Annotated in this window: 33 protein-coding genes; 24 read left to right on the top strand and 9 right to left on the bottom strand. The window is 39.9% G+C overall.

Annotation, left to right across the window (positions count from 1 at the left end):
- Positions 1-85: 85 nt before the first annotated feature.
- On the top strand, positions 86-721 hold the full coding sequence (locus AC6CIB_RS03495; RefSeq protein WP_498278035.1) for an FMN-dependent NADH-azoreductase: 636 nt from the start codon (positions 86-88) through the stop codon (positions 719-721).
- Positions 722-837: 116 nt separating this feature from the next.
- The gene (locus AC6CIB_RS03490; protein WP_498278034.1) at positions 838-966 is read left to right on the top strand and encodes a hypothetical protein; all 129 of its coding nucleotides are present in this window, start codon (positions 838-840) and stop codon (positions 964-966) included.
- A 140-nt stretch (positions 967-1,106) separates the two neighbouring features.
- On the opposite strand, the gene safA is transcribed toward AC6CIB_RS03490, so the two are convergent.
- Entirely contained in the window at positions 1,107-1,736 is a 630-nt protein-coding gene (gene safA / locus AC6CIB_RS03485; protein WP_498278033.1) for a SafA/ExsA family spore coat assembly protein, read from the bottom strand.
- 256 nt (positions 1,737-1,992) lie between these two features.
- Between safA and AC6CIB_RS03480 the strand changes: the two genes are divergently transcribed.
- Together AC6CIB_RS03480 and AC6CIB_RS03475 are read left to right on the top strand one after the other, a co-directional pair.
- Positions 1,993-2,754, top strand: coding sequence for a class I SAM-dependent methyltransferase (locus tag AC6CIB_RS03480; RefSeq protein ID WP_498278031.1), 762 nt, complete (start codon positions 1,993-1,995; stop codon positions 2,752-2,754).
- 110 nt (positions 2,755-2,864) lie between these two features.
- Complete coding sequence (locus AC6CIB_RS03475; protein WP_498278030.1) at positions 2,865-3,503, top strand: hypothetical protein; 639 nt, start codon at positions 2,865-2,867, stop codon at positions 3,501-3,503.
- A 2-nt stretch (positions 3,504-3,505) separates the two neighbouring features.
- Here the strand turns inward: AC6CIB_RS03475 and AC6CIB_RS03470 are convergent, their stop codons facing one another.
- The gene (locus AC6CIB_RS03470; protein WP_498278029.1) at positions 3,506-3,811 is read right to left on the bottom strand and encodes a hypothetical protein; all 306 of its coding nucleotides are present in this window, start codon (positions 3,809-3,811) and stop codon (positions 3,506-3,508) included.
- Positions 3,812-4,744: a TolB family protein gene (locus tag AC6CIB_RS03465; RefSeq protein ID WP_498278028.1), complete on the bottom strand. Its 933-nt coding sequence runs from the start codon at positions 4,742-4,744 to the stop codon at positions 3,812-3,814.
- A gap of 338 nt (positions 4,745-5,082) precedes the next feature.
- Here AC6CIB_RS03465 and AC6CIB_RS03460 point away from each other — a divergent pair, with 338 nt between their 5' ends.
- From AC6CIB_RS03460 to AC6CIB_RS03445, 4 genes are all read left to right on the top strand, one after another.
- The gene (locus AC6CIB_RS03460) at positions 5,083-5,286 is read left to right on the top strand and encodes a hypothetical protein (protein ID WP_498278026.1); all 204 of its coding nucleotides are present in this window, start codon (positions 5,083-5,085) and stop codon (positions 5,284-5,286) included.
- Between the two features lie 18 nt (positions 5,287-5,304).
- On the top strand, positions 5,305-5,463 hold the full coding sequence (locus AC6CIB_RS03455) for a tRNA U-34 5-methylaminomethyl-2-thiouridine biosynthesis protein (protein ID WP_498278024.1): 159 nt from the start codon (positions 5,305-5,307) through the stop codon (positions 5,461-5,463).
- Between the two features lie 145 nt (positions 5,464-5,608).
- The gene (locus AC6CIB_RS03450) at positions 5,609-6,343 is read left to right on the top strand and encodes an HAD family hydrolase (RefSeq protein ID WP_498278023.1); all 735 of its coding nucleotides are present in this window, start codon (positions 5,609-5,611) and stop codon (positions 6,341-6,343) included.
- Positions 6,340-7,050 carry a nucleotidyltransferase domain-containing protein gene (locus AC6CIB_RS03445; protein WP_498278022.1) on the top strand — a complete coding sequence of 237 codons (711 nt, stop codon included), beginning with the start codon at positions 6,340-6,342 and terminating at the stop codon, positions 7,048-7,050. Before AC6CIB_RS03450 ends, AC6CIB_RS03445 begins: the two co-directional genes overlap by 4 nt.
- 48 nt (positions 7,051-7,098) lie before the next feature.
- Here the strand turns inward: AC6CIB_RS03445 and AC6CIB_RS03440 are convergent, their stop codons facing one another.
- Positions 7,099-7,485 (bottom strand): sporulation protein, encoded by a 387-nt coding sequence (locus tag AC6CIB_RS03440; protein WP_498278020.1) that lies wholly within the window; start codon positions 7,483-7,485, stop codon positions 7,099-7,101.
- Positions 7,486-7,875: 390 nt separating this feature from the next.
- Here AC6CIB_RS03440 and AC6CIB_RS03435 point away from each other — a divergent pair, with 390 nt between their 5' ends.
- The 8 genes from AC6CIB_RS03435 to AC6CIB_RS03400 all read left to right on the top strand — a co-directional run bounded on the left by AC6CIB_RS03435 (position 7,876) and on the right by AC6CIB_RS03400 (position 15,661).
- Positions 7,876-9,999, top strand: a complete 2,124-nt coding sequence (locus tag AC6CIB_RS03435; RefSeq protein ID WP_498278642.1) for a peptidoglycan D,D-transpeptidase FtsI family protein — start codon at positions 7,876-7,878, stop codon at positions 9,997-9,999.
- Between the two features lie 201 nt (positions 10,000-10,200).
- Positions 10,201-10,365, top strand: a complete 165-nt coding sequence (locus tag AC6CIB_RS03430; protein ID WP_498278019.1) for a hypothetical protein — start codon at positions 10,201-10,203, stop codon at positions 10,363-10,365.
- A gap of 250 nt (positions 10,366-10,615) precedes the next feature.
- Entirely contained in the window at positions 10,616-11,098 is a 483-nt protein-coding gene (locus AC6CIB_RS03425) for a YjdJ family protein (protein ID WP_498278017.1), read from the top strand.
- Positions 11,099-11,268: 170 nt separating this feature from the next.
- Positions 11,269-11,679, top strand: coding sequence for a MerR family transcriptional regulator (locus AC6CIB_RS03420; RefSeq protein ID WP_498278016.1), 411 nt, complete (start codon positions 11,269-11,271; stop codon positions 11,677-11,679).
- 42 nt (positions 11,680-11,721) lie between these two features.
- Positions 11,722-12,993 (top strand): hemolysin family protein, encoded by a 1,272-nt coding sequence (locus tag AC6CIB_RS03415; protein WP_498278014.1) that lies wholly within the window; start codon positions 11,722-11,724, stop codon positions 12,991-12,993.
- Between the two features lie 71 nt (positions 12,994-13,064).
- Complete coding sequence (locus AC6CIB_RS03410; protein WP_498278013.1) at positions 13,065-13,889, top strand: EcsC family protein; 825 nt, start codon at positions 13,065-13,067, stop codon at positions 13,887-13,889.
- Positions 13,890-14,027: 138 nt separating this feature from the next.
- On the top strand, positions 14,028-14,951 hold the full coding sequence (locus AC6CIB_RS03405; protein WP_498278012.1) for a hypothetical protein: 924 nt from the start codon (positions 14,028-14,030) through the stop codon (positions 14,949-14,951).
- Positions 14,948-15,661 (top strand): hypothetical protein, encoded by a 714-nt coding sequence (locus AC6CIB_RS03400; protein WP_498278011.1) that lies wholly within the window; start codon positions 14,948-14,950, stop codon positions 15,659-15,661. Before AC6CIB_RS03405 ends, AC6CIB_RS03400 begins: the two co-directional genes overlap by 4 nt.
- 36 nt (positions 15,662-15,697) lie before the next feature.
- Here AC6CIB_RS03400 and AC6CIB_RS03395 read toward each other — a convergent pair whose 3' ends face one another.
- Positions 15,698-16,090: an SET domain-containing protein gene (locus AC6CIB_RS03395; RefSeq protein WP_498278010.1), complete on the bottom strand. Its 393-nt coding sequence runs from the start codon at positions 16,088-16,090 to the stop codon at positions 15,698-15,700.
- Between the two features lie 92 nt (positions 16,091-16,182).
- Positions 16,183-17,496 carry a D-alanyl-D-alanine carboxypeptidase family protein gene (locus tag AC6CIB_RS03390; RefSeq protein WP_498278009.1) on the bottom strand — a complete coding sequence of 438 codons (1,314 nt, stop codon included), beginning with the start codon at positions 17,494-17,496 and terminating at the stop codon, positions 16,183-16,185.
- Between the two features lie 262 nt (positions 17,497-17,758).
- Between AC6CIB_RS03390 and AC6CIB_RS03385 the strand changes: the two genes are divergently transcribed.
- On the top strand, positions 17,759-18,772 hold the full coding sequence (locus tag AC6CIB_RS03385; protein ID WP_498278008.1) for a S66 family peptidase: 1,014 nt from the start codon (positions 17,759-17,761) through the stop codon (positions 18,770-18,772).
- Between the two features lie 39 nt (positions 18,773-18,811).
- Here AC6CIB_RS03385 and AC6CIB_RS03380 read toward each other — a convergent pair whose 3' ends face one another.
- Positions 18,812-19,204 (bottom strand): hypothetical protein, encoded by a 393-nt coding sequence (locus AC6CIB_RS03380; RefSeq protein ID WP_498278006.1) that lies wholly within the window; start codon positions 19,202-19,204, stop codon positions 18,812-18,814.
- Positions 19,205-19,393: 189 nt separating this feature from the next.
- Between AC6CIB_RS03380 and AC6CIB_RS03375 the strand changes: the two genes are divergently transcribed.
- From AC6CIB_RS03375 to AC6CIB_RS03360, 4 genes are all read left to right on the top strand, one after another.
- On the top strand, positions 19,394-19,876 hold the full coding sequence (locus tag AC6CIB_RS03375; protein ID WP_498278005.1) for a P-loop NTPase family protein: 483 nt from the start codon (positions 19,394-19,396) through the stop codon (positions 19,874-19,876).
- Positions 19,877-19,889: 13 nt separating this feature from the next.
- Complete coding sequence (locus tag AC6CIB_RS03370) at positions 19,890-20,429, top strand: GNAT family N-acetyltransferase (RefSeq protein WP_498278004.1); 540 nt, start codon at positions 19,890-19,892, stop codon at positions 20,427-20,429.
- A gap of 14 nt (positions 20,430-20,443) precedes the next feature.
- Positions 20,444-21,448 carry a serine hydrolase domain-containing protein gene (locus AC6CIB_RS03365; protein WP_498278640.1) on the top strand — a complete coding sequence of 335 codons (1,005 nt, stop codon included), beginning with the start codon at positions 20,444-20,446 and terminating at the stop codon, positions 21,446-21,448.
- 92 nt (positions 21,449-21,540) lie between these two features.
- Positions 21,541-22,041, top strand: a complete 501-nt coding sequence (locus tag AC6CIB_RS03360) for a CBO0543 family protein (RefSeq protein WP_498278003.1) — start codon at positions 21,541-21,543, stop codon at positions 22,039-22,041.
- 53 nt (positions 22,042-22,094) lie between these two features.
- Here the strand turns inward: AC6CIB_RS03360 and AC6CIB_RS03355 are convergent, their stop codons facing one another.
- A complete protein-coding gene (locus AC6CIB_RS03355; protein WP_498278001.1) occupies positions 22,095-22,598 on the bottom strand; it encodes a GNAT family N-acetyltransferase in 504 nt (167 codons plus the stop codon).
- Between the two features lie 112 nt (positions 22,599-22,710).
- On the opposite strand from AC6CIB_RS03355, the gene AC6CIB_RS03350 reads away from it, so the two are divergent.
- Together AC6CIB_RS03350 and AC6CIB_RS03345 are read left to right on the top strand one after the other, a co-directional pair.
- Positions 22,711-23,142: an HIT family protein gene (locus AC6CIB_RS03350; protein WP_498278000.1), complete on the top strand. Its 432-nt coding sequence runs from the start codon at positions 22,711-22,713 to the stop codon at positions 23,140-23,142.
- Positions 23,143-23,153: 11 nt separating this feature from the next.
- The gene (locus tag AC6CIB_RS03345) at positions 23,154-24,395 is read left to right on the top strand and encodes an aminopeptidase (RefSeq protein ID WP_498277999.1); all 1,242 of its coding nucleotides are present in this window, start codon (positions 23,154-23,156) and stop codon (positions 24,393-24,395) included.
- A 373-nt stretch (positions 24,396-24,768) separates the two neighbouring features.
- Here AC6CIB_RS03345 and AC6CIB_RS03340 read toward each other — a convergent pair whose 3' ends face one another.
- Positions 24,769-24,993, bottom strand: coding sequence for a hypothetical protein (locus tag AC6CIB_RS03340; protein WP_498277998.1), 225 nt, complete (start codon positions 24,991-24,993; stop codon positions 24,769-24,771).
- A gap of 465 nt (positions 24,994-25,458) precedes the next feature.
- Here AC6CIB_RS03340 and AC6CIB_RS03335 point away from each other — a divergent pair, with 465 nt between their 5' ends.
- Positions 25,459-26,019: a glycerol-3-phosphate responsive antiterminator gene (locus AC6CIB_RS03335; protein WP_498277997.1), complete on the top strand. Its 561-nt coding sequence runs from the start codon at positions 25,459-25,461 to the stop codon at positions 26,017-26,019.
- The last annotated feature ends 125 nt before the right edge of the window (positions 26,020-26,144 follow it).

Below are 26,144 nucleotides of genomic sequence, written 5' to 3'. Positions count from 1 at the left end.
ATTAAAACTATTCCAGTTCAAGGTAATCAATTTAGTTTCACCGAACTGGATGATGAAATTCACAATCAGAAAGGGACGATTCTACATGACAAAGGTTTTATACATTACGGCACATCCGCATGATGATACACAATCCTACAGCATGGCAGTAGGTAAAGCATTTATTGACACATATAAAGAGGCAAATCCAACTCACGAAGTTGTGAATGTAGACTTATACAAAGAAAACATTCCACAAATTGACGCTGACGTATTCAGTGGCTGGGGAAAATTACAATCCGGGCAAGGGTTTGAAGAGCTTTCTCAAGAAGAACAAGCAAAAGTAGGCCGACTTGGTGAATTATCAGAGCAATTTATTGAAGCTGATAAATATATTTTTGTTACTCCATTCTGGAACTTCTCCTTCCCTCCAGTAATGAAGGCATATATTGATTCTGTGTCCGTTGCCGGGAAAGCATTCAAATATACAGAACAGGGACCTGTTGGGCTTCTAACTGACAAAAAAGCTCTGCATATTCAAGCTCGCGGAGGTATTTACTCTGAAGGCCCAGCTGCAGCAATGGAAATGGGTCACCGCTACCTTGACGTGATGATGCAATTCTACGGTGTTCCTTCATTCGAAGGCTTATTCGTCGAAGGTCATGCAGCTATGCCTGACAAAGCTGCAGAAATCAAAGCAAATGCGATTGCAAGAGCAAAGGATTTAGCACAAACATTCTAATAGTGAGAAAGAGTCAACTGTGGTTGGCTCTTTTTTTAATTTTTTAGTAAAAATGAAACTTTTTCTCTATAAATTCGTATGAGAGCATAAAGAAGGAAGAATAGGGGAGGAAAAGAATGAAAGAACAATTTTTCATCGATATTGAGGTCTCTGATTCATTATCAGAAACATTACAAAATCTTATTGATACTATAAGAGCTGAAACGGGATCTCACAATGTTTTCATCCAAATGTTATTCCATTAGGTGACAAACGTTTCACGGTTATATTAGAAATCGTTCAGGAAATCTATTAATCTTATCAGAGAGAACTTCATCGTATTATTCTGTTCAAAAGTTGTAAAAAAAGAGAAAGACCCTCCAATAATATCGGGGGTCTCTTTGCTTTATCTTTTTATAAACATTTGCGTCCAATAATGACCGTACGATCCACCCTTCACATATCCCACGCCGATTTCTGTATATGTCGGAGAAAGGATATTCTTTCTGTGTCCTTCGCTGTTCATCCATGCTTCAACTACTTCGGCAGGTGTTCTTTGCCCAGCGGCAATGTTTTCACCTGCTGCTTGATAGGAAATTCCGAAATCCTTCATCATTTGGAAAGGAGATCCGTATGTTGGGGATGTGTGGCTGAAATAGTTCTTCGCAATCATGTCTTCTGACTTATAACGTGCCACACGTGATAATTCCCAATTTTCCTTCAGTGGAGGTAAACCAACTTTTGATCGTTCCTGGTTTACTAGCTTAACCACTTCGTATGTATAGCTTTCAGCGGTACGATTTGCTCCTGGTATGTTAAGGGTTTGTCCAGGGTAAATCATATTCGGGTTGCTGATATTCGGGTTTGCCGAAATCAACTCAGATACACCCACCTGATGCTTTACGGCAATCTTCCACATTGTGTCTCCATAACTCACAGTATACGAACCTGCTGCGGAAACCTTAGAAGCTTGACCAAAACCAATGACAAAAGTGACAGACAACAATAAGATGGATAAAAGTTTTAAAGTTTTCATAGTTCTATTGAAATATAATTCTGTTAATTTTGGAACAGGTAGTTGTTACCACCTTTCCACTTAGCCCATAAAATCAACATATAGTAAATATTACTAGGATATTTTCAAAGTAAACGATGGTGACTATATAATCATACCTAATTAAATTCCAAATCATGGTCTTTTTTCGGTATAATGGAAAATAGTAACTATTAGAGGTACATATGATTACTAAAATAGTAATGTAAGTTTTATACATTGTAAGGAGGTCAACACTATGACAGTTTCATTATTTGAAAGTTTATTAAATGATGTGGAAAAACATTTCACTGGATGGGATTTTTCTTTTGTCACCGAAACCGGCCGTATGGGATCTGGAATGATTTCCTGGTCGTATGGGAGTTTGGCGATTCCACTGATACGGAATGCGAACTCAATGCTCGATATGGGAACGGGGGGAGGAGAATTGCTTTCTAAACTACAGCCCTTTCCACCATCTGTTTTTGCAACAGAAGGATACGCTCCTAACCTTCCTGTGGCTAAGAAATGCCTGGAGCCATTAGGCGTTAGAGTAGAAGGTATCGACGGAGACGACAATCTTCCATTTGAGACAAACCAATTCAACTTAATCATCAACAAACACGAATCCTATTCACCTGGTGAAGTGAATAGGATATTATCACCAGGTGGCATCTTTTTGACTCAACAGGTGGGTGGAGAGGATTGCAATGATATCAATAGAGCTCTCGGTGCTCCGACCAATGAAGAGTTTCTACATTGGAACCTGGAATATGCCCATAAGCAATTGAGAGAAGAGGGTTTTGATATTCTTTTGTCTCAGGAAGAATTTTCTTCCCAACGATTTTATGATATTGGTGCATTAGTCTATTACTTGAAAGCCATCCCTTGGCAGGTCCCGGATTTCAGTGTCGAAAAATACCATGATCAATTGTTCAGGATTCATCTATCCATTGAAGAAAACGGATTCTTTGAAGCAAACCAAAATCGTTTCATCCTGAAAGCGCGAAGTCAAGATTAATGGAAAAAAATGAAACCTTATCTTATATATGATCGTAAAACAGGAAAGGAAGATATCAAAATACCACCAATCCTAACTCTTACCGATCACTTCAAAGGGGGTACTTCATTATGTGGATCAACTTATTCTTCATCGTTATCTTCATCATCGGAATCGTGTATCTCATACGTTTTCGATTAAACCTAAAATATGCCGCAGAAAAAGCAGGCAATGCCCTATACCCAACCAGGCAAGAAGATATGAACAGTATTGTGATTCCAAGCGAGTTCAAGGTTATGCAGCCACTAACAAAAGAAACCAAGTCATATCAATGGGTGAACTGGGGGACGGTAGGTGTCATTACCCTGTTAACTGCTTTATTAGCGGTTGTATACTGGACCGAGATGCTTCATGAATCTATTTTTAGTATCGTCCATCTCTTTTTCATTCTGATTAGCTCCATTAAACACCGTGGGAATTTTTATTTGTTAGCTGAAGGTCTTATACTGAATGGCTATTATGTGCCGTGGGGCAGGGTGAAAGGATATGAAGTAGAAAAGATTATTAAGTGGCACGAGCTTTACGGCCTAGATGACAAAATCAATTATGGTTACAAATTAGAGGTGAAGGTGAAAAACAAGTGGTTCCAGCCTCAATTTGTAGTGGTTAGAGATCAGGTTCAATTGGATCGAATTCTAGCACTGTTAGAAAAGCATGGAGTGGAGAGCATAAGAGAAACCTCCCACACTCCAGTATCTAAGAATGTATAACGTTACTCATAAACGGAAATGGCACTGACATTTTCAAGCCATTTCCTCGGGTTCTTGCCGTCTTCTTCAGCAAGCCAAACGTCTCGATTCTCATCTGTGATCGACTTTCCTCTGAACCATAACAACTGGCGATTGGAGGAGAGATATTGTGGATTGTAATCTCCGAATAGCTTGGGTGGTTCTGTAATTTTCTCTTGAACTGTCGTTTGTAAAGATACTTGATATAGGGAAGGTAGAGGGCGCTCAGAGAAGGCATTTGACCATTCCTTCTCCTTTACCCTGGACGTTACAATGGTCTTATTGTTCACCTAGAAAAAATCAAGCTCAGAAAAAGTTTCAGGAGTGATCTCTCGAAATGCAGGGAATTCTTTTGTCTTTAGTTTCTTATTTTTAAATCCGAACACAATACGTCCACCACCGGCAATATAAGCAAGCGTATCTTCATTCGGAGCCCATTTCGGCTCACCTACACCAAAGATCACTTCACCCAAAACCTGAAATTCTTCTCCTTTTTGAGAAATCACACTCAGCATATTGCTATCCATGGACCAGGAAGCAGTAGGAGAGACGATAAATGAAATCCACTTTTGACTCGGTGAAAAACGAAGGTGAGAAGCATCAATAGACTGGATTTCGCTGTTATTGTCACCAACATTCGTAGGAATTGTGAAAAAAGGTTTCACATTTTTCGTTTCAGACAGATTATCTAATGGAAAAGATAATGTCTTCGTAAACAGTTTCGGGTTGGACCACCCATCAGGATGCAATGTTGCCTGAGAAGATAGGAGGAAGCCGGATCCATCACGCAGCCAACTATAGCTGCTGACACCAGAGGCGATATTATAGAAAGACTTTAAATCGGATAAATCAAGATTATCCCGTTGTAAGAATAAAAAAACCATGTTATTAATAGGGGACCATTTGGGTTCATATCCATCATAGAAAATCATTTTGTTCATACTGTTTCCGATATTGTACACCCAGAGTTCGTTTTGTACTTCCTTTCCAACTTCAGATGGAGCAGTTAGTTCGTATAGGATCCACTTACCATCATGAGACCATTGTGGAGTCCCATGTACGGTACCTGATGAAGTGATTTGCATTTCCTTACCATCCAATAAGGTGAAAACATTCCCATCCCTGACAAATGCAGCTTTACTTGGTGCACTTCCAATAACACCATCTGGAAAAAGCAAAAAGAAAGTGAGAGTCAAAGTCATGATTCGACGCACTGTAATCACACCGCCTGTTCCTTTTTTACCTTATCATGCACGAACAACCGGGTCTCTATGAACCTCCCCTGATCAAAGAAGAGGCACCCCTTTAAAAAATCATTTACATCTTACTACCATTTGGAATATTTGCTGGGAATGAGCCCTTTACTCTAATCGAAGACACAAATGACCTGAACATTACATTCGTCAATGAAACGGATTCAGAATAAACGGGCTATATCTAACTTATAATCATATACAGGACGATGTGGAGGGCCTATCTATTCCTCCTATCTCAACTTTGAAAATCACACATTTGAGCTAGTAGTAAAGGTAAAAAAATTAGTACTTAAGGAGATGACAAGATGAGCTGGTTAAATTGGAATGATTTATTAGCACCTTCCAACCCGTACGCTGCAGTGTTATTTGGAATAATCCTCACCCTCGTGGTTGCATGTAGTATCTGGTATGAAACCAAACAAAAACGAATATTGTTCATTGCCATCGTAACAGGTGGTTTGACAACCGTAATTGGAGTGGGACTGCTTACAATGATTGGATTCTATTAGAGAGGAAGGCGCATACATATGAAATCACTTTTTTTCGTAATTGTCGGTGCACTTTTAGGATGGGGGATCACCGGCTTTTTCACCAATGGATTTGAAACGGATTACCTATTCATTCTTGTTATCGGTATTGTAATTGGTTACAGCGCATCGGGCGCAGAAAGGAAAAAGAAGAATTAACAGAATCCGTTTAAGGGAAGTGAATATTTCGTCAGGGGATGGAACGGAATGGGATTGATTATTTATGGATTAGGAATTGTATTCTTGTTTACTTATGATGTATGGATTTCCTCTTAACAAAACTTAAAAAAGGGAGTTTACTAATATGAAGCATCTAACTCTCGAACACTATGATTTACTATTATTTGATTTGAATGATACTTTGTTCGGTCACTCGGAAGCTTATGAAAGAGGAGTAGGGGACACACTTCAGCAATTTCCTGAACTGCAGGAAATGGATCCAAATGTATTTTATAAAACTTTTTTGAAGCATAATCATCTACTATGGGCCAGGTTTTCTTCCAAGGATTTGAATTTCCTTGAATTCTCGATGAAAAGACTAGAGAACACCCTTAAGGAATTCAACATTTTTGTAGAGGAGGTTGTGTCCCTCGCCATCGTAAAAGCCTTCCAATGCTCTTACCTCAATCGCATCCATCCTCTTCATGAATTGAATGAATTTTTAATGGAATTAAGCAGCAGTGTTGGAGTCGGGATTGTTACGAACGGTACCGTAAATAACGCTTACGAAAAGGTTCATCGACTTGGACTATCCACTATCTTTCCAGAAAGCTCTGTCATAATCTCAGAGAAGGTCGGCTTCTCGAAACCTGATACAAAAATTTTCCAACACACCCTGGATGTTTTTGAGAGTAGTCCGGATCGCACACTTTTTATTGGAGAAAATTATTTCACCGATATAGTAGGGGCGAAATCTTTAGGCATAGATACAGTATGGACCAACAAATTTGGTTATGAAAGTCCCCAAGAACGGCCGGATTATACGTTAAAGTGTCTTTTAGATTTGAAAGAATTAATAATGATAGGGGGATATAAATGAAAAGACTGCCTGCAATGGAAGCAGCCAAGAAATTTGTATTAGAAACCTTTCCAACATGTCAAGCAGCACTTCTCTCAGGCAGCGTTGTTAGGGGAGAGGAAACCAGTACATCCGATTTAGATATTGTCATCATTGACGGAACCCTTTCTTCAGAATACCGGGAATCTATTCACTCATATGGATGGCCGATTGAAGCCTTCGTCCACAATAGTGAAACCATTCGGGACTATTTCCAAAAAGACTGCCAAAGAGCCCGACCTTCATTGCCAAGAATGGTCTCAGAAGGAATCCCTATCGTCGATCACCCCATCATTCCCCACCTCAAAGAAGAAGCAAATAAACTTTTGAGGGACGGACCTCCAAAATGGAATAGTCATACGATTGATATGAAGAGATATTTTATTACTGATGCATTGGATGATTTTATTGGATCAAAGGAAAGAGGAGAAAGCATCTTTATCGCGGGCTCCATAGGGGAATCTCTTCATGAGTTTGCACTCAGAACCCAAGGTCATTGGATTGGTGCCTCGAAATGGATTATACGTGCATTGAAGGAATATGATGAAAGCTTTGCAGAAGAATTTGTGGAAGCTTTCGACCAGTTTTATCAAAAAGGGAACAAACAACCCATTGTAAGGTTGGTAGACTCTGTAATGGAACCACACGGAGGAAGATTATTCGAAGGATTTTCTTTAGGAAAGAAATAAAATATTAGAAGCCCTTCAAAGAGAGAAGGGCTTCATTTCAAGCTTTCATTATACTAATATCTGAAACTCATCATGATCGACACTGTTTACGCCATCGTCAAAGACCAGTCGAGTGACAAACTTATAAGAAACATTGTCACTACTCGGTGGGAATGAATCGGAAAGTCTGCACGAAAAGTGAATGGTGCGTTGTTCGTTTGCTTTCATCGTAGATGAGCTTAATATGGTATTGTGATGAAGAACAGATGAGCGGTCACTATTCTGATCGTACTGTAAAAGGTCGGTCTCGATCCTTTTCAATTTCTGCTCCACTCGTCCGCCTGTGAGTTCATATTCCCCTTTGATCACGTCTCCCGGGCGAAACTCTTTCTGATTCAATACCAAATCAATCTTCGTTGCACCAATACCGAACCTGCACATCAGTTTACTAAACATAACAGCATTCAACCTCTCATTCATCTAGTTACCAATTCTACGCAATAAGGAGAGCTTTGGTTTCATTATTCTGCGCCTTTTCTACGACTATATTCTAAAAGAAAAGCATCCTCTTTGTCTACAACCCTTCTTCGACATATTTCGCGAACTTTTATAAGTATTCTGGTATTTTCCAATGTTCGAACCCCACACATTTTTCTCCAGATAATGTATCATACCCCAGACGAGTATACTATTTGGAATTTGTTCCATAAAGAGGTAGAAATATAGTCTGAATTTCTATAAAATAGGACTAGAACATTATCATATATTGGTAAAATACTAGCTTATGAAGGGGTCATTCAATTGAAGGAAAAGAAGAAAAAGAAAAAAACCCATGTGCCTTTGAGAATGAATTTACTGTTTATTTCGGTCTTTTTTCTATTTTCACTTCTGATTCTTCGTCTTGGGATTGTACAAATCGTGCAGGGGAACCATTATGAAGCGGAAGTGGCGAGAACGGAAAATGTGAAATCACATAATGGAACACCTCCAAGAGGGAAAGTCTATGATCGATATCGAAATGTTATCGTGGACAACGTACCTTTAAACGCAATCACCTACACCAGAACGCAAACGACGAAGCCCGAGGATATGCTGAAAGTAGCAGGACAATTGGCTGAGTTAATCGAAATGAAAACAGACAAAATAACAGATCGAGATCGAAAAGATTTCTGGTTATTGAGTCATCCTGAAAAAGCAGAGAAACTGGTGTCAGAGGATGAATTGAAGAAACTCGAAGATGATGAAGATCTTACAAAAGATGATGTGAACAAAAAGGTTTATGAAATGCAGCTCGAAAGGATCACCGAAAAGAACATCGAATCTTTTAATAAACAAGAAGAGGAAGTCTTGGCGATTTTCCGCGAATTTAACACAGGTTACGCCCTTACTCCTCAAATCATCAAAAACAATGATGTTTCCTTGGAAGAAATGGCCAGAGTCAGTGAACGCCTGTCAGAATTGCCTGGTGTGAACGTTACCACGGACTGGGAGAGAAAGTATGTGAATGACAGTACGTTAAGAACGATTCTAGGCAGAGTTTCTTCATCCCAACAGGGGCTGCCTAGTGAACTTGTCAATGAATACAAAGCTCAAGGATATGCACTGAACGACCGTGTGGGAACTAGTTATTTCGAATCACAGTATGAAAACGTCCTAAAAGGTCAAAAGGAAGAAATCGAATACATTACGAAAAATGGAAGCGTCCTCGATACACAACTCGTCAGCAAAGGTCACAGTGGGAAGGATGTCGTATTGACCATCGACCTTCAGCTTCAAAAAGAAATTGAAAAGATCGTCGAAGAAGAGTTGAGCAAACAGGCATCCCAATATTGGGAATCTCCATTCCTGGATCGTGCTTTTGTTGTCATGATGGATCCACATACAGGTGAAATCCTTTCCATGGTCGGAAAGAAATATGGGAAGAATGCAGATGGAAAGACGGAGATGCAGGATTATGCTTTAGGAACATTCACTTCTGAATATGGAGTGGGGTCTGCCGTTAAGGGGGCTACTGTGTTGACGGGGTATATGACTGGAGTCTTGAATGTAGGGGATGCACTTTATGATGAGCCAATACGGGTAAAGGGTTCTCCAGTTAAAAGATCATGGTTTAATTACTCCAAGTACTTCACTGATATTCAAGCACTTGAGATTTCATCCAATGGTTATATGTTTAAAACTGCAATTAAAATCGCTGATGCAACATACCGACCTAATCAACCAATGGATATCGATATAAATGCATTCGATACTATGAGACATTACTATAGTCAGTTTGGTCTTGGTGTAAAAACGGGAATCGATCTCCCTGGAGAAGTTGAGGGATTAAAGGGAACAGAGAAAATCCCTGGAAAACTTATGGATTTGGCCATCGGTCAATATGATTTATACACACCGATGCAGCTGGTCCAATATGCTTCAACAATTGCCAATGGAGGCTATAGGATGCAACCTCATATCATGAAGCAAATTCGCGAACCCAGCCAGGAAAGAGGAAAAGTAGGCCCTCTTTTATATGAAAACCAATCTAAAGTTTTAAACAGGATTGATGCAACTGAAAGAGAAATAGAGCAGGTCCAAAGAGGATTTTATCAAGTCACACATGGAAGTAACGGGACTGCCAATAACTTTAGAAGCGCACCTTATGATGCAGCAGCAAAATCAGGAACCGCAGAAGCTTTCTATTATAGCCCGGAAGAAAAAAGACAATATGAAACATTCAACACCACCCTAATCGGCTATGCCCCATATAACAACCCGGAAGTAGCCTTTTCAGTCGTGTTACCTTATTCACACCAGAACAAAGATCCATACGTAAACAAAACCATCGCCAAACGTGCCATGGACAAATACTTCGAGCTGAAGAAGCAATACGAAAAGGACGGATATTTCGACTCCTCCACTGAAGAAGAAGTCCGGAATGCTGACCAACTTGAAGAAACAGAAGAACAAGAATCAGAAGAGGAATAATCATAAACGCAATCCTTTGTACCGAAGGGTTGCGTTTATGATTTAAGATCTCTTGTACTTACTTTTGATTATTAAGCTAAGTCGGTTGGAGTGAACCGCCTAGTATTTTTCTCGATTCCCAAATTTGAGTAAAGATGAAACTATCCATTTTTCAAACGCACATATATATAAAGACAACCTCATTTAATGGGAGTGAAGCGTATGTTATGGTGGATCATCGGTATTGCCGTGGGATTCGGAGTACTAAATGGGCTTGTAAGAAGAAAGTTTTCAAAGAATTCCTTTGAAGCAGGAAATCAAAACCAAAGACAGATCCAGGAAGAAGAACGTGTAAAAGCCGGTAGCTGGTTCACAGGTGGCCAGTAAGAAGAAAATGTCAGGGGTGGAGCCTCCTGGCGTTTTTTTTTGAAAACAACTACTCAGCTAATCGAAGGAAAAGACAATTTTCTGTTTCTCACTATGGTAAAATAAGTTAAATGGTTACCAAAATTCATAAGAGAGGGACGGACCTCTATTTAACATGAGATTCAAGGTCGGGACACATTGAATACAGGATTCCTCAGTTGAATTTAGAAAAAATTTGAGGTCCGTCCCTCTAGAAAGAAAGGAGTAAATCATGTCAATTAAGTATTGGTCTCAAATAGGTGTTTGTTTGTTGGTTTTTGGGTTCACGGCATTGTTTTCCTGGTATGAAGGGAGTGCGCTTTTGGATAATCCCTGGGAATGGAAGTATTCAACTCCGTTCAGTGGGATGATTCACGGAAGCGACTTAACGCAGGAGCGGATAGTGAATCTTGATTTCTTTGTGTACGCTGCCAAGTTTTCCCCACTGTTCCCAAGCATGATGATTATGAGTGCCAGTTATCTTTTGGTTCTCCTTGGATACAGGTTACTTAAACATCGTGGTTTTCCATTATTTTTAACTCTGTTTGGAATGGTGTATCTATTGATGAGTGCTTTTATCGCATCATCTCCCACAACTGGTGGGAACATTCTTTTTTGGCTATTTGTCTTAATAGGACTCTTATTGATCATTCTCGCCTTTCTTTTTAACTTTTCTCCATCTCTACGAATGAAGGGGCAATCCAACCAAGCATGATAAAAGGGGAGAGAAAATAATGAAATGTGTGATAAAGATCAGTAAGTATAGATAGATGAAAATTCAATAATAATTCACTCTTTATACCATTTTACATAAAACCATAACGTTTAACTGTACGGTTTACCTTAAATAAAGTATACTACTCTAGAGGTGATGTCCTTGGGAAGTTGTATCGAATAGGAGAACTATCGAAGCAAAGTCAAGTGTCCAAAAGGACGATTGATTATTATACAAAAATAGGATTACTAGTTTGCGATCGATCACATAATAATTATCGTTATTATCACGAAGAGGCGTTAGCTGACTTAAAGATGATCGAACAGTGTCAGCAGATGAACATGACGTTACATGATATTAAAGATCGATTAACGGTTATGAAATCCGTGGACGTAGATCCTTTTATTTTAGAGAAACAAGTCGATCATATTCGAAATGAAATGGATCATTTGCATAACGAATTACATGAGGTTTTACAAGCTATGGAAACGCTCGGGGATGACGAACGCAAACAAATGATAAAGCAAGTATCCCCACAGGCTTTGGCCTTATTCCAAACATTAATGGTTTTTTCTGGTTAATCCAGCATAATAGATAAACAACTACAGGAGAGTGACTTTTTTTTGGACGATATACCACTGAATTCATTAGTATTATTAGGAGCATTAATTCTTTTATCTGCCTTCTTTTCATCGGCGGAAACGGCTTACTCAAGCGTGAATAAGATCAGACTTAAGAACTTTGTAAGTGAAGGAAGAAGAGGGAGCATTAAAGCCCATTATATCGCTGAGAACTTTGATAAAGCACTGTCCACGATATTAGTTGGAAACAACATCGTGAACATCGCCGCAGCCAGTATTTCAGCAAAGCTTGCGACAGATATTTTCGGAGGAAACACAGGGCTTATCATCAGTACTTTTGTCATGACATTATTAATTCTGATTTTCGGGGAAATCCTGCCTAAATCATTGGCAAAAGAAAATGCTGAAACCTATTCCTTGACCATATCAGGCGTTCTCTTTTTCTTAATTAAAGTTCTTACACCGATCAACTTCTTTTTTATCAAATTAAAAGAGTTGGTATCGAAGTTCTTCTCGAAAAATCACGAGATGCCGTCTGTCACAGAGGAAGAATTAAAAGTGATGCTTGATATTAGTGAAGAAGAAGGAGTCATTGATAAAGAAGAAAGAGAATTGATTCACCGCTCCATGGACTTTGATGATATCCTTGCAACCGAGGTCCTGACACCCCGGATCGATGTCAAGGCTGTTGAGGTGAACCAACCGATTGAAGAAATTAAGGAAATGTTCTTTGAAGAGCGATTTTCACGTATTCCGGTTTACGAGGATTATATTGATAATGTAATCGGAATTCTTTCAGAGAAAGAGTTCTTTACTCATTTGATCAAATTCGGTGAAGTAAACATCCGGGAATTGATTCGTGAACCAATGTTTATATTTGAATCTGTCAAAATCTCTACTCTTCTTACTAAGCTTCAAAAGAACAATGTGCATATGGCCATTGTAGTGGATGAGTTTGGTGGAACAACCGGAATCATCACCCTTGAAGATATCTTGGAAGAAATTGTAGGGGAAATCTGGGATGAACAAGATGAAAAAACACATTCCATGAGAAAAATCAGCGATAAAGAATATACCTTCGATTCGCAATATCAATTGGATGAATTTACAGAGTTACTAGATGTACCAGAGCCCGAAAGTTCTTATCATACACTTGGCGGATGGGTCGTTGAAAGCTTTGAAGATCTTCCATCAGAAGGTGACAGCTTCGACTATGAAAACTTAAAAGTGAGCGTAGAAGAAGTGGATAATCGTCGTGTACGTACGATTAAAGTTGAAATACTCGAAGAAAATACCGAAGATATTGTTCAGTAAGTATGAAATAACAGGCTCTTCATTGCCTGTTATTTTTTTGGTTTATTATTGATTGAGGAGGCTGCTGTTATATGCACGATTCAGAAACAAGGGAAGCTCTTTTACGGGAACTTGAAGTTGTAAATAAATGGGCAGATGATCAAAAAGGGTTATGGTTTTGGGAGAAGCTCGGCCGTATTCCCTTTATGATTCTAGACCGGATCACTCCTCAAATGGTGCATAACAAGATTGGACAAGCACTGGATGAAATAGGGAGCTATATACAAAAGGGTGGAAGCTACCTTACAAGTGAGAGAGAAGTCGTTAAGCGATTTACTAAGAGAACAGACAATCCTCATTTAACTGTAGAGGAAATCGCAAAGCTGCCCCTTTCAGATATGGATGAAGTAAGTGAAGGGATAGTGGGTATGAGAAAGAAGGTTGCGATGACCCAGGGGGCGACTACCGGAATCGGTGGCTTCCTGACTCTAAGTATTGATATACCGTTCATCCTCGGCATATCACTTAAGACTCTTCAGGAAATCGCAATAAGTTACGGGTACGACCCAAATGATCAGCAGGAGCGTATTTTCATTATAAAATGTCTACAGTTCGTTTCTTCAGATATTGTCGGGAAGCAAGCGATCCTTCAAGAACTATCGGACTTCAACAAAAAGGATATGGAGAAAAGAGAACAAACCCTTTCCCAGCTTCAAGGTTGGAGAGAAGTGATGATCAGCTTCCGTGACAACTTTGGCTGGAAAAAACTATTCCAAATGATTCCCATCGCAGGAATCCTGTTCGGCTCCTTCATCAATAAATCCATGATCTCAGACATAGGAGAAACCGGCCGTATGCTCTATCGTAAAAGACGAATCCTGGAGAAGCTGGAAGAGGGACGGACCTCTGAAATTTAAATGTTCTGGGGAAAAGGCTATATATCAATCTTTTTTAATGATGAATGCAGATCAGAGGTCCGTCCCTCTGATCTTTTTTTGAATGTCATTCTATTGGAAATTTATGCTAAGATAAAAGAAAAACTTGGGGATGCTTATATGGTGATGAATATAAATGGTTATACGATAGATGAAGAGACTTTGAGAAATTGGGGGAAAAGGCTGTTTCCTGTCGTGGAGTGGTTTTATTTTGCTGATGATTATGATTCGCTTCCTATGGAGTCAATGGATTCACTTGATTATTCCCAGGTGCCTATAGACCTCCGAACCTCTTATGCTACTTGGGGAATTAGTAAAAAGGCTCGATTCTATTCCAAAATGCCTCCTGAATTATTTTTATCTTTGGAAAAAGAAACACAAGGTGAAATTGTGAGACAGCAATGGGAACTTGGAAGAGGACTCCTTTTCACCAAAGAAGATCTATGTGAATTACTTCAAGTCTCTACACTGGACATACCCGCTACAACATTAGATACAGGAGAAGACATCATCCTTTTACATCGGATCTTCTGGGGTTCTCTTTCAGAAAAATCACAATTTACGTTTCTATTAAACTACGGAGCCCTATGGGTAGATGAACAATCCATCTGGAAAGGGTTGTCTGCAGAAAGGAAACAACACATATCCAATCAGGCTCCCTATCTTCAATCATTGATCGATACCTTTTCATTCAAGAATGGTCCCAACTGTTTAGCTGCAGTCGCTACGGCTGTCACAAAAAACCAAGCTTATAAGGATCAATGGATGCAGGGAGAAGAGTTTCTTTCGATCCTTGAACGAACCGAGTATACTCCAGTTGATACACCTGACTATAGGCAAGGTGATGTATTCGTTTGGTTCAATCAACACAAACAACCCATTCATGCAGCCTATGTACTGACAGGAAACTATATCTTTAATAAGCACGGACAAACAATGTTTAATCCGTGGCAAATTTTAAAGATAGGAGATGTATTAGCATCATGGAGGCAAGCTGACAGCAGCCTCGTTATCTTTAGACGTTTATATAGGAGGTTCCAATGAAAAATAATAAGTGGTTATTTTATCTTGTCTTGCTTTTCCTTGTGATCCTCAGTTTTTATTTCTACCAGAAGTTGACTGACCGGACCTATGAAGGAATGACGATCATTCCTGAAGAACATGATGACATCCCTTTATATAAAGGCTTGGAACCGACAATGAGTGAATATAAGATGAAAGGCGATCACTGGGTGGATATTTATGATTTTTATCTTGATGAGCTTCCAAAATTGGGGTGGGAGGTAAGTGAATTAGGTTCAGCACTTGATGATCAGGATGCTGAAAATGATTGGGGCGGCTTTTATTCTACTTGGAGAAAAGAAGGATTTGATGGACAGTTATCTATCTCATCCCATTTTAATCAAGTGGAGGACTATACAGAAGTCACGTTTGACACCCATCCTATTTATCATTCATCTGTTTGGATAGAGGAGATTCCCAAAAACGCTTGCGTTTATGTTGATTCTGGTAATGAACCGTGCCAAAAGATTAATGATAAAGAAATCATTCAGTCCTTAGTTGATTTTATTAATGATGGCATTGATTGGGATGACCAATCAACCGAATCGCGGTCCAATCAAAAAATCTATAAGTTTGATGATGTAAAAGTTGAAGTCCTTTACGAAGAAGACAAAGAAATCTATTTGAAATCAGATAAAGGGACAAAGCTAATGAAACAAGAACCTGAATTCCTGAAAATCATTGGTCAGTAAAACAAAAGGGACCTCCAATTGGAAGCCCTTTTCATGTTATACCTCTTCGTTCTTATCCTTATTAAACCAAAGCGGTTCATCATTATCCACTTCGCCATTATAATTAATCAGCAATTCTTCGCCAGCTTGAATGTCTTTGTAGGCATAAAAGTCGAAGGTATGGTTATCAAAATTTATTTCGTAAATTGTATTAGGTGTATACGAATGATTAAACAACATTCCATAACCTAATAGAAGTGCTGTATGATTGATTCCGTATTCAAATACATAATCCGCGAGGAATGTTTTCTCGATATGTTCATGTTCCTCATTGGGGTAGGGGATGACTGGTGCTTCATGAACCAGCTCTCCTTTGGCTATATCTCTTTTTGCAAAAACGCCGCGATTAAGATCACCGTCACTTAGAGATGAAATTTTCACTTCGATCATTATGCCACCTTCTTTCTAAATCCTTTAACTTAGTAAGCTTGACACGAACTGGATAGAAAAGCAACATCAAATCTTTATTGTAGCCAGCTCAATTAAAACAAATTCCCAAAAAACCCTTGAATGCTTCGTGCACTTCGTACTAGCCAACTAGCCTTCTCTACAGACTCTGCCGCATAAATATCTACTTTATAGGAAGGTTGTTTTTTATCAAAAATATACTCGTTCTTTTCCGGGGTTTTGATCATTATTTCTCCAATTTTTTCACCCTTTTCAATTGGAGCTTGCAGAGTCCCATCGTCGTTAAGCTTATTTTCATCTAATTTGACTGAAGCTTTCACTTTATCTTTCTCTTCTTTTGTTACTCGAATAGATAGAGGCTTGTCTATCTTGATAGCAACCGATTGTTCTTTACCGTCTGGAACGTCTAACGTGTGTTCCTTTCTCTTATCAATATCATTCAAATTATATTTAACCGTCTCAAACTCATCAAACCCATAATCAAGAAGTTCTGTCGTTTGAATAAAACGTTCTGCACTACTGGGCTGACCATAATCATCTTTGGCATCTAAAATGACTGAAATATATCGGACTCCATCCCGCTCTGCTGTCCCGGTAAAAGTGGAACCGGCGAAGGGAGTGGTACCTGTCTTTAATCCATCTGCACCTTTGTAATAATATGATTTCTCTTTTAAAAGGCCATTTGTGTTTTTCATGACCAGTTCTTCATCTGTACCCGGTCTGAAAACTTTGGAAGAGAGACCCGATGTCTCTAATACTTCCGGAAAATCATGAATGAGGTAATATGCTAAAGTAGCCATATCTTCAGCTGAGACCATGTTTTCATCATTCACGTCGGTTCCTTTTGGAAACATGCCGAGCATGTCATAGTTACTTAGACCGGAAGAATTAACAAATTGATAATTTTCAAAGCCAAGTTCCTTCGCCTTTGCATTCATCTGTTTTACAAATTCCCCCTCGGAACCTGCTACCACTTCCGAAAGAGCAATCGCTGCACCATTACCTGATTTGATCACCATGGCGTCATACAGTTCTCTTACCGAATACTCTTTCTCCGCTCGTAATGGGACATTACTCAGTCCGGGAGCGTTCGCTAACTGATAGACTTTGTCGCTTACTTTATACGTTTGATCCCATTTAATCTTTCCTTCTTCAATGGCTTCTAACACAAGGTATTCTGTCATCATTTTCGTCATACTTGCGATTCCGAGGAGCTGATCTTCATGTTCCTTATACACAATCTTTCCTGTATCTGCTTCCACTAAAATCGCAGCATCTGCATTTATATCTAATTTTGTTTTCCCATGCGCCGTTTGCTGAAAAGGCGTCATAGCCATAAAGGATATCATCAAAACCGACAGGCTCTGCTTCATAACATTCTTCTTCAAACCAATACCTCCAAAACCTAGTTTTACACAACCAAATTATTTTACCACACAAACCACATAAGCGCCCCCAAACCCCAAAACCTTTTCAAATCGTTCATATTATTGTCAAAATGAGGGACGGACCTTACTATTTTGAGAATCCTTATTTTATTGGGGGATGTGATAGGGTGAGGTCCGTCCCTTTTTTCACAACTGGAAAATAATCCTTGCTCCAAACCTTCCAATCTGGTAAAATCATCTAAACCGTTTGGAGGGAAAGACTATGATTACCTACCCACTACTAAAAAAAGACTCAACCATAGGTGTAACCGCTCCTTCATCAGGAGTTCCTCAAGAACTGCATGATATGTTCAAGCAATCCATCATTAAGATGGAGAGTAAAGGATACCCCGTAAAATGCGGAGAAACTGTATGGACGCAGTATAAAGCAAAGTCTTCTTCTGCCCAAAAGAGAGCCACAGAATTGAACCAAATGTTGCAGGACGAAAAAATCTCCCTTATCATCCCACCATGGGGCGGCCAACTACTCATAGAAATCCTGGAACTCATTGACTATGAAAATATCAAAGCGAAATGGCTGCTGGGTTATTCCGACACGAGTGTGCTATTACTGGCACTAACATTAAAAACCGGAATCGCCACTGCGCATGGAACCAATCTCGTTGATTTAAGGGGGGAGTACTCCGATCCAACGACGGAACAATGGGAAACCGTTCTCTCAACGATAGAAGGATCGTCTGTTACTCAGTATTCATCCCAACACTATCAAAAAGAATGGAATCACGACCAGCCTTCTCCAACAGTCTTTCACTTAACTGAGCCAACTATTTGGAGAACTGCAGGAAGTCAAGATGTAAAGGTCAATGGCCGTCTACTCGGTGGCTGCATAGATGTAATCAGGCACTTAATCGGAACGCCATATGGAAATATAGCAGATTTTAGAGAGAAGCATATAAAGAATGAACCCATCCTCTGGTATTTTGAAAACTGTGAATTAACGACAGCAGATCTCCGTCGTTCACTTGTACAGATGAAATTTGCTGGATGGTTCGACCATTCTTCTGGAATTCTTTTTGGCAGAAGTGCTGCCAACACGCCTGTTGGTAATTATACGATTGAAGATGTCTATCAAGAGCTATCAGACGAGCTACAGATTCCAATCGTGTATGATATTGACTGTGGGCATCAGCCTCCTCAAATTACTTTTATTAATGGCGCAAATGGAGAGGTAGAAGTCTCAGGTGGAAAAGGAAAAGTCATTCAAACATTCAAATAATCAATAAAAAAACGTCCCATTCCAGGACGTTTTTTCTGCCTACTTCTTCAAAACATTATATCGCTTTTCATTCATCATCCACATGATGTATCCCCATAGCCATCCACCCGCTACACAACATACGATCAAAAGGGGAAGATAGTTTCTGATCACTACATACAGAATCACTGAAAATACCAATCCAGTAATCAGCGCCCCATATACAACCGAAAAGAACCATCTCCCTTTTTCTCTAATCGTTTCCCACCGTCTCCAGTATTCACCATCCGGCTCCCTGCTGTTGATAAAGAAAACACAGGCATTCATAAAAAAGATAAGACTGATGCCCAAATACATGTAGGATTCCGGATCTAACCAAAACACTAGAAAATTAATCACAGAAGTGAAGGAGAACATGATATATATAAGTTTATTTTGTTTTATTTTTTCCATTTCAGCGCCCCCAATCTTCTGTATTATATCAAACACCTTTCAATAACGACCAACAAATCCCAATATAATAAAGGAAATTCCCTACAGCTTCTAGAAGACTAATGAGGACCTGAATTATGGTAAAGGAGTTATTGTAATGATCGCCATTGTCTTGAAAATTCTAGAAAATGACATTTCCGGATCAAGTTCATGGTAACGCCTAAAAGAATTCACATCATAGGCTCAGTCGCAAGCGGGAAATCCACACTCGCACGCCAGCTTTCAAGCGAAAGAGGGATACCCTATTGTGAACTCGATAACGTGATGTGGAGAAGACACCCCGATGGAGATATAAGAAATACGGAAGCCCAACGAAGAGATATACTTACATCCATACTAAATCGGGAATCACGGATCATCGAAGGCGTGCATTATCAGGAATGGATGTACAAATGTCTTGAAGAGGCAGAGCTTATCATCTTTCTTGAAACTCCAAAATGGAAGCGGAACTACCGGATACTAAAACGCTACATAGAAGAGAAATATGGATTCAAAAAAGGGAACTACAAGCAAACTTTAACGATGCTAAGAAAAATGTATGGATGGAATCGCCACTACGAAGAGAAAGAAAAGCCAATCGTCATGCGAATTCTCGAACCATATCAAGGTAAAGTTAACATTCAAAAAGGATAAAGGAGCAACCAACATGTTTACCTATAAACTAAACGAAGAAATAGAATTAAGACTTCTCGATATACAAGATGCTGAACGAATCCATGAACTGACTGATCAGTCCAGATCCTATCTACGTGAGTGGCTACCATGGGTGGATTACTCAAAATCGGTTGATGATTCAAAGGAATTTATTAAGGGCACACGCTTAGGCTTCGCAAATAATAAGAGCTTAACTACTGGCATCATGTATCAAAATGAAATAGTAGGAGTAGCAGGATTCAACGAACTTGATTGGTCAAATAAAGTGGCCATCATCGGCTATTGGTTAGGTGAAGGCTACCAAGGAAAAGGGATTATGACCACAGTTGCAAAGGGACTAACGAAATACGCATTTGAATACTATAAAATGAATAAAGTCGAAATAACCGCTGCAGAATTCAACCACCGCAGCCGAGCAATCCCCGAGCGTCTTGGTTTCAAGGAAGAAGGGAAGCTGAGGCAAAGAGAACGGATTAACGATCATTTCGTGGATCATATTGTATATGGGATGCTTGCAGACGAGTGGAAGTAGACTTGAAAAAGACCATGCCAGGACCACTAAAGGAATTGATTTCCTGGGTTGAAGACATTAAACATAATAACGGGAGTTCTGCTGGGGCCCTTTATATCATGAAAGATGACCAAGTCGTGTTGGAGCATTATAGTGGCAAGCACACCCACCATATAAACGCTTCACCAACCACTGAAAAGTCTCAATTTAATGTAGCTTCTGCCAGAAAAAGTTATTTAGGACTCGCTGTTGCTTATGCTTTGCACGATAAATTTATCTCGAGCCTTGATGATCCGATCACTCAGTATTTTCCTGAGTTTGATAAAGATCTGTACAAAGGTACAACGATCCGTCATCTTGTAACTCATTCCCACGGACTCGATTCCGACGAAAATGGATACATCTTTCGGGAATTCAAGCCCGGTAGCAGCTGGGCATACCGTAACGCGGGTGTGGACATTATAACCGAATTAATTCACCGACTGTATGGAAAAGGGTTCCCGAAGCTTTTAAATGAGAGGGTTTTTACTCCTTTGGGGTTTAGTGAAACGGGATGGAGAACGGAACCGGATGAAAATCTTGTGCCCGTCATCGACCACATTGATAAACCGGCGCTACCTGGACTGGGGACAGCTTCAGATGGAACGGAGAAGAATTTATTTGTATCTCCTAGGGAATTTGCTCTCTGGGGGCAGCTACATGTTCAGAAAGGCATGATGAATGGAAGACAAATCGTTCCCTCTAAAGTGATTGAAACTGCCATCTCCATTCAAAATGATTCGTATTCTGATTCCGCATTACCTGGTAACGGTCTGTTTTGGTACGTTCAAGACGTTCCACGGGATAAAAGTGAATTGGGGGAGAGGGTACCTTCGGGATCTTATCAAATAATAGGTGTCACTGGTCCAACGCTTCTCGTCATGCCTGCCTTTAACGTGGTGGTGGCAAAAATGTATAACAAGCGATACAACTATGGGGGAGACCAATACCTTTATTATTTACGGGAGTTCAGTAACAAAGTGGTAGATCTATTTTCCTGAAGAATGGTGCACCTCAATAGACCGAGGAATGAATTACCAAATATTTGGAAACACTAATGTCTATATTATGAGTCGGGCTATGGGGGGATCCCATGTTTCATGTTGTAGTCATTGTAGTCATTATTCTCAGTTCCTTGAAATGGGGTTCTTGGTATAGATGGAGAGAATTTCTTCCCACTATCTATTATTTTAGTTTTTTCAATATGTTTTATCAGTATATCAGCTACACCATGAAGGCAGTTTGGGAATTAGATGGATTCTTCCTCAATATGTTTGTGACGGATACTCTTTACACGATGATCGCTTATCCTTGCCTTGTGGTTCTATTTTTAAGCCACTACCCAGAAGAAATCAGAATGAAAATCTTCTATTATTTTAAGTACATAGGTGTTGCCACACTGATTGAATGGGCAGCGTGGAGAATGGATGCCATTGAATATTTTGAAGGCTGGAACCTTTGGTGGACCCTACTGTTTTATTTTATTATGTTTCCCATGCTGCGCCTTCACTTCAAAAACCCGGTTCGGGCATTGCTGGTTTCAGTCTTTGTCATTGCGTTTTTACTTATTAGCTTTGATTATCATGTACTATAAAAAACGGTGAATCCACATCTTGGGACTCACCGTTTTGCAATATGAAAAGGGTATTATAAGAACAAAACCATCAATTCTTCATCGAAATATTCATCGTTATATTTCAATGCCCGCTTTTCTGTCCCGTATGGCTTGAATCCACAAGAGTGATAGAGGCCCTTCGCTGTTTCATTGGTTGTGACAACTGTAATCATGACTTGTTCAATACCATCCTCCTCTTTTGCTTGAGTGATGGCAGCTAATAGCAGCCCTCTTGCGAACCCTTTCCCTCGATGGGCAGGGGAAACATACATGGCAAAAATAGAAGCTTTATGCTTCATTTTTAAAGCTCCTTCACGTACAAGGGTCACCGATCCGACTAATTTCCCTTCAGCAAAGCAACCAAACGTGTAGCTGCCCTTTTGTAAAAGTCTCTCTGCTGTCATTTGAATTGGATTGATACGGGCAATCGCTTCTTCATAGCTGCTTCCGAAGCTTGAAGGACTTTGCTTCAACATTTCCAAACGAAGCTGCCAATAAGCTTCGGCATGCTTTTCATTGAGTAATTGAATTTCCACTATTTTCCGACCTTCTTTCCATTACATGATATGATGGGAGGAGCCTTTATTTTAGCTATTCAATTAATTTTCGACATTAATGGGGGAAATCCTTTAAATTGGAGGTATATGAATGGAAAATTGTCTCGGCTGCCGCCTTGCAAATGAAAAAGAGAGAGTATATATCATATACGAAAATGAACACGTGGCCTGCTTTTTGGACCATGTCCCGCACCACCCTGGACATACCCTGATTCTCCCAAAACGACACAAAGTGGAAGTAACGGAATTCAATGAAGAAGAAGGACTCTCTATAATGAAGGCTTCACAACTAGTTGCACAAGCCATTCAGGCACTATATGACCCCAACGGTATGACCATCTGTCAGAATGGAGGCATCTACAACGAGTTAACTCATTATCATATGCATGTTATTCCGCGGAATGAGGAACCGGAACGATTCGGAGATTTATTCTATGGTGAGGCCGTTGTTGAAACGCACAGTGAATCCCTGGAAGAGACCCAGAAAAAAATGAAAACCTACATAAGTAGACTACTAGAATAGGAGTAAACAATATGACGATCTATAAAGGTTTCGATGAAAAGTTAAAACAATACGCAGAACTCGCCATTAAAGTGGGAGTAAATGTACAGCATGATCAGCCCCTGTGGATTTCTGCACCACTCGGAACTGAAAAATTCGTACGCATTGTTGTAAAAGAAGCATATCTTGCTGGTGCAAGAAACGTGCATGTTCAATGGTATGACGAAGAAATCATGAGAACACATTATGAACTGGCCCCGGATGACACTTTCTACGAATTCCCAAGCTGGCTGGCTGCTGCGCATGAATGGGTTGTGGACAATAAAGGAGCCTTTCTTCAAATAGAAGCTAATGATCCGGACCTGTTGAAAGGAATCGATCCAGACCGAATCCTTAATTTTGAAAAAGCAAGTGGAGATGCCCTGGACCGTTTCTATGAAGCAATTGAAAAGGACCAGATCAGCTGGTCTATCGTAGCCATCCCTTCACAAAGATGGGCAGACAAGGTGTTTCCTGACTTACCAGAGAAAGAAAGAATCCCAAGCCTTTGGGACCGTATCTTCACATCTGTTCGTATCAATCATGAAGATCCAGTCCTCGCTTGGCAAACACATATCGAAACCCTAACCAACAAAGCAAGTGAACTCAATCACTTAAAGCTCAAATCCTTGCATTATCAATCGGAAGGGACGGACCTTACCGTTGAACTCCATGAAGATCACATATGGCTGACAGGGGCAAGCAGAACACCACAAGGAACCCATTTCATTGCCAATATGCCGACAGAAGAAGTTTATACTGTCCCTGTAAAAACCGGAGTCAATGGTACGGTTTCAAGTACCAAGCCACTTGCTTACAATGGTAACGTGATTGACGATTTCACCCTTACTTTTGAAGAGGGGGAAATTAAGAAAGTCACAGCAAGAGAAGGGGAGGAAATCCTGAAAAAATTGATCCTGACAGACGAAGGAGCAGCCTATCTTGGAGAGGTGGCCCTTGTCCCGCATCAGTCACCGATCTCTGATTCTGGTGTACTATTCTTTAACACCTTATTTGATGAAAATGCATCCAATCATTTAGCGATCGGTTCCTCTTACCCAACTTGTATAAAGGATGGAGACATTTTATCCGATGAAGAACGGGAAGAAAAAGGACTCAATGAAAGTGTGGTTCATGAAGATTTTATGATTGGTTCAGAAGTTATGAATATAGATGGAGTGTGCCGTGATGGAAGAAAGATCGCTATTTTCCGTAATGGGAACTGGGCAATCTGATTTAATAATTTCAGTCTTGGTCAGTTAAACTCCTGATTATATGGGGGGGTCATGTAAAAAATGAGTCATATTCCGGACGTCACCTGTGGTCAGCTCAATATCTAACTGGTATGAAGGATAATTCAAGATGAGTTAACTGAGAACCAGCTCGTTTTATTAGAAAATCCCGCTTTTTATCCATTTTACCCTGCCGAAATCTAGAATAATCCTACTATAAAAGGAGAGATTCCATGATTTATGAAATGACTGTACATGTCCGTGTAACTGATATGCAAAAAGGGCAAAAATGGTATGAAACCCTATTAAATCGCACTCCAGATTTCATCCCCCACGATGGGTTTGCAGAGTGGGAGCTCATTCCTGGCTGTTGGCTCTAGGTAGCAGAAGGTACTCCTTCCGTTAATTTCGGACCCATCTGACTGGGGGTTGAAGTAATAGAGAACGGGACAGGCTGAAATCCCTTCTCGCCACCAAACACTTTGACATCCATGAAAGAGAAGAAGTCCCTGTGAAGTGGGCAACCTTTCAGGATCCATAGGGTAATGGAATCGGCTTGTTCCAGTATCACAGTCAATCTGAAATGCACAATCGTATCCAATCCATCTTAGGAAAAGAGAGACAAGGTTATGCCGACTTCACTGGAAGAGCGATAAGAAGAAGGACCCTTTATGTCAGTGATGGGTTCTTCTTTTGCATCATACTTAATCCACAATGTTCATCTCAAGCTCATGTTTTTTACATATACTTGAGGAAGCAAGACTTTTTTTAGGTCGAACTCCTCAGGATCCAAGTCTTTTTCAACTTTATTCGGAAGATCCGGGTTCGCCAAGGTACTGGTTCCCAAGATAATGAATTCAGCTTGCTCCTGTTGCAAAAGACCTTTGCCTTAGAGAATCCGCAAGCTGATCGTTCAAAATCACCGGTAGATGACTGAACGTAGTACCTCGAAATGTAATATTGTGGTAAAATCATTGGAACTCTCATGAAAACATACAGTTATTTATGATATAATTTCTCCTTGTGAAAAAGGTCCATTAAAAAATAGTAAGGGAGGGAAAAGAAGGTGAGTTTTGAAGGTCAAAAGATATTGCCTGCCATCCGGTCCATGAAGGACTTTGATAAAATGCTCGAAACCTCTTTTCAGTATGGTGTGTTTCTCGATCACCATGTTGGAATGCTGAAGAGTGTCTTTGATTATGCACGAAAAGAAAATCGAAAAATGTTTCTGCATTTAGACTTAATCCACGGACTATCCAGTGATGAATACGCGACAGAATATGTTTGTCAGGAAATTAAGCCTTATGGCATCATTTCAACAAAAGGGAATGTGATTAAGAAAGCAAGGCAAAAAGGTATTTTTTCCACTCAAAGGATGTTTGTGATCGATTCAAGTGCTATGAATCGCAGCATTGAACTTATACATAAAACAGATCCTGACTTCATTGAAGTCCTTCCTGGAGTCATCCCTAAAATCATTACGGAAATAAGAGAAAAAACGGGGAAACCTATTTTTGCAGGAGGACTTATCGATACCGTTGAAGAGGTGGAAGCCGCTCTTGAGGCTGGTGCTACGGCCATCACTACGTCAGATCGTGTGCTATGGAAGCATTTTGACCAGAAATAAAATCCGAAAAATGTATTGACAACGCTTTCATAGTGGAGTAACATAATCCACAAGTTAATACGTTGTGAAAGAGATGAAGAGACTCACGTGAACTGCCTATTTCCAGGGGGCATTCCGTGAGTCTT

The organism is Rossellomorea sp. GQ25, from assembly GCF_059758515.1.
Note: the sequence above shows the minus strand (reverse complement) of the source record. Positions and strands in the feature narration are given on the sequence as shown.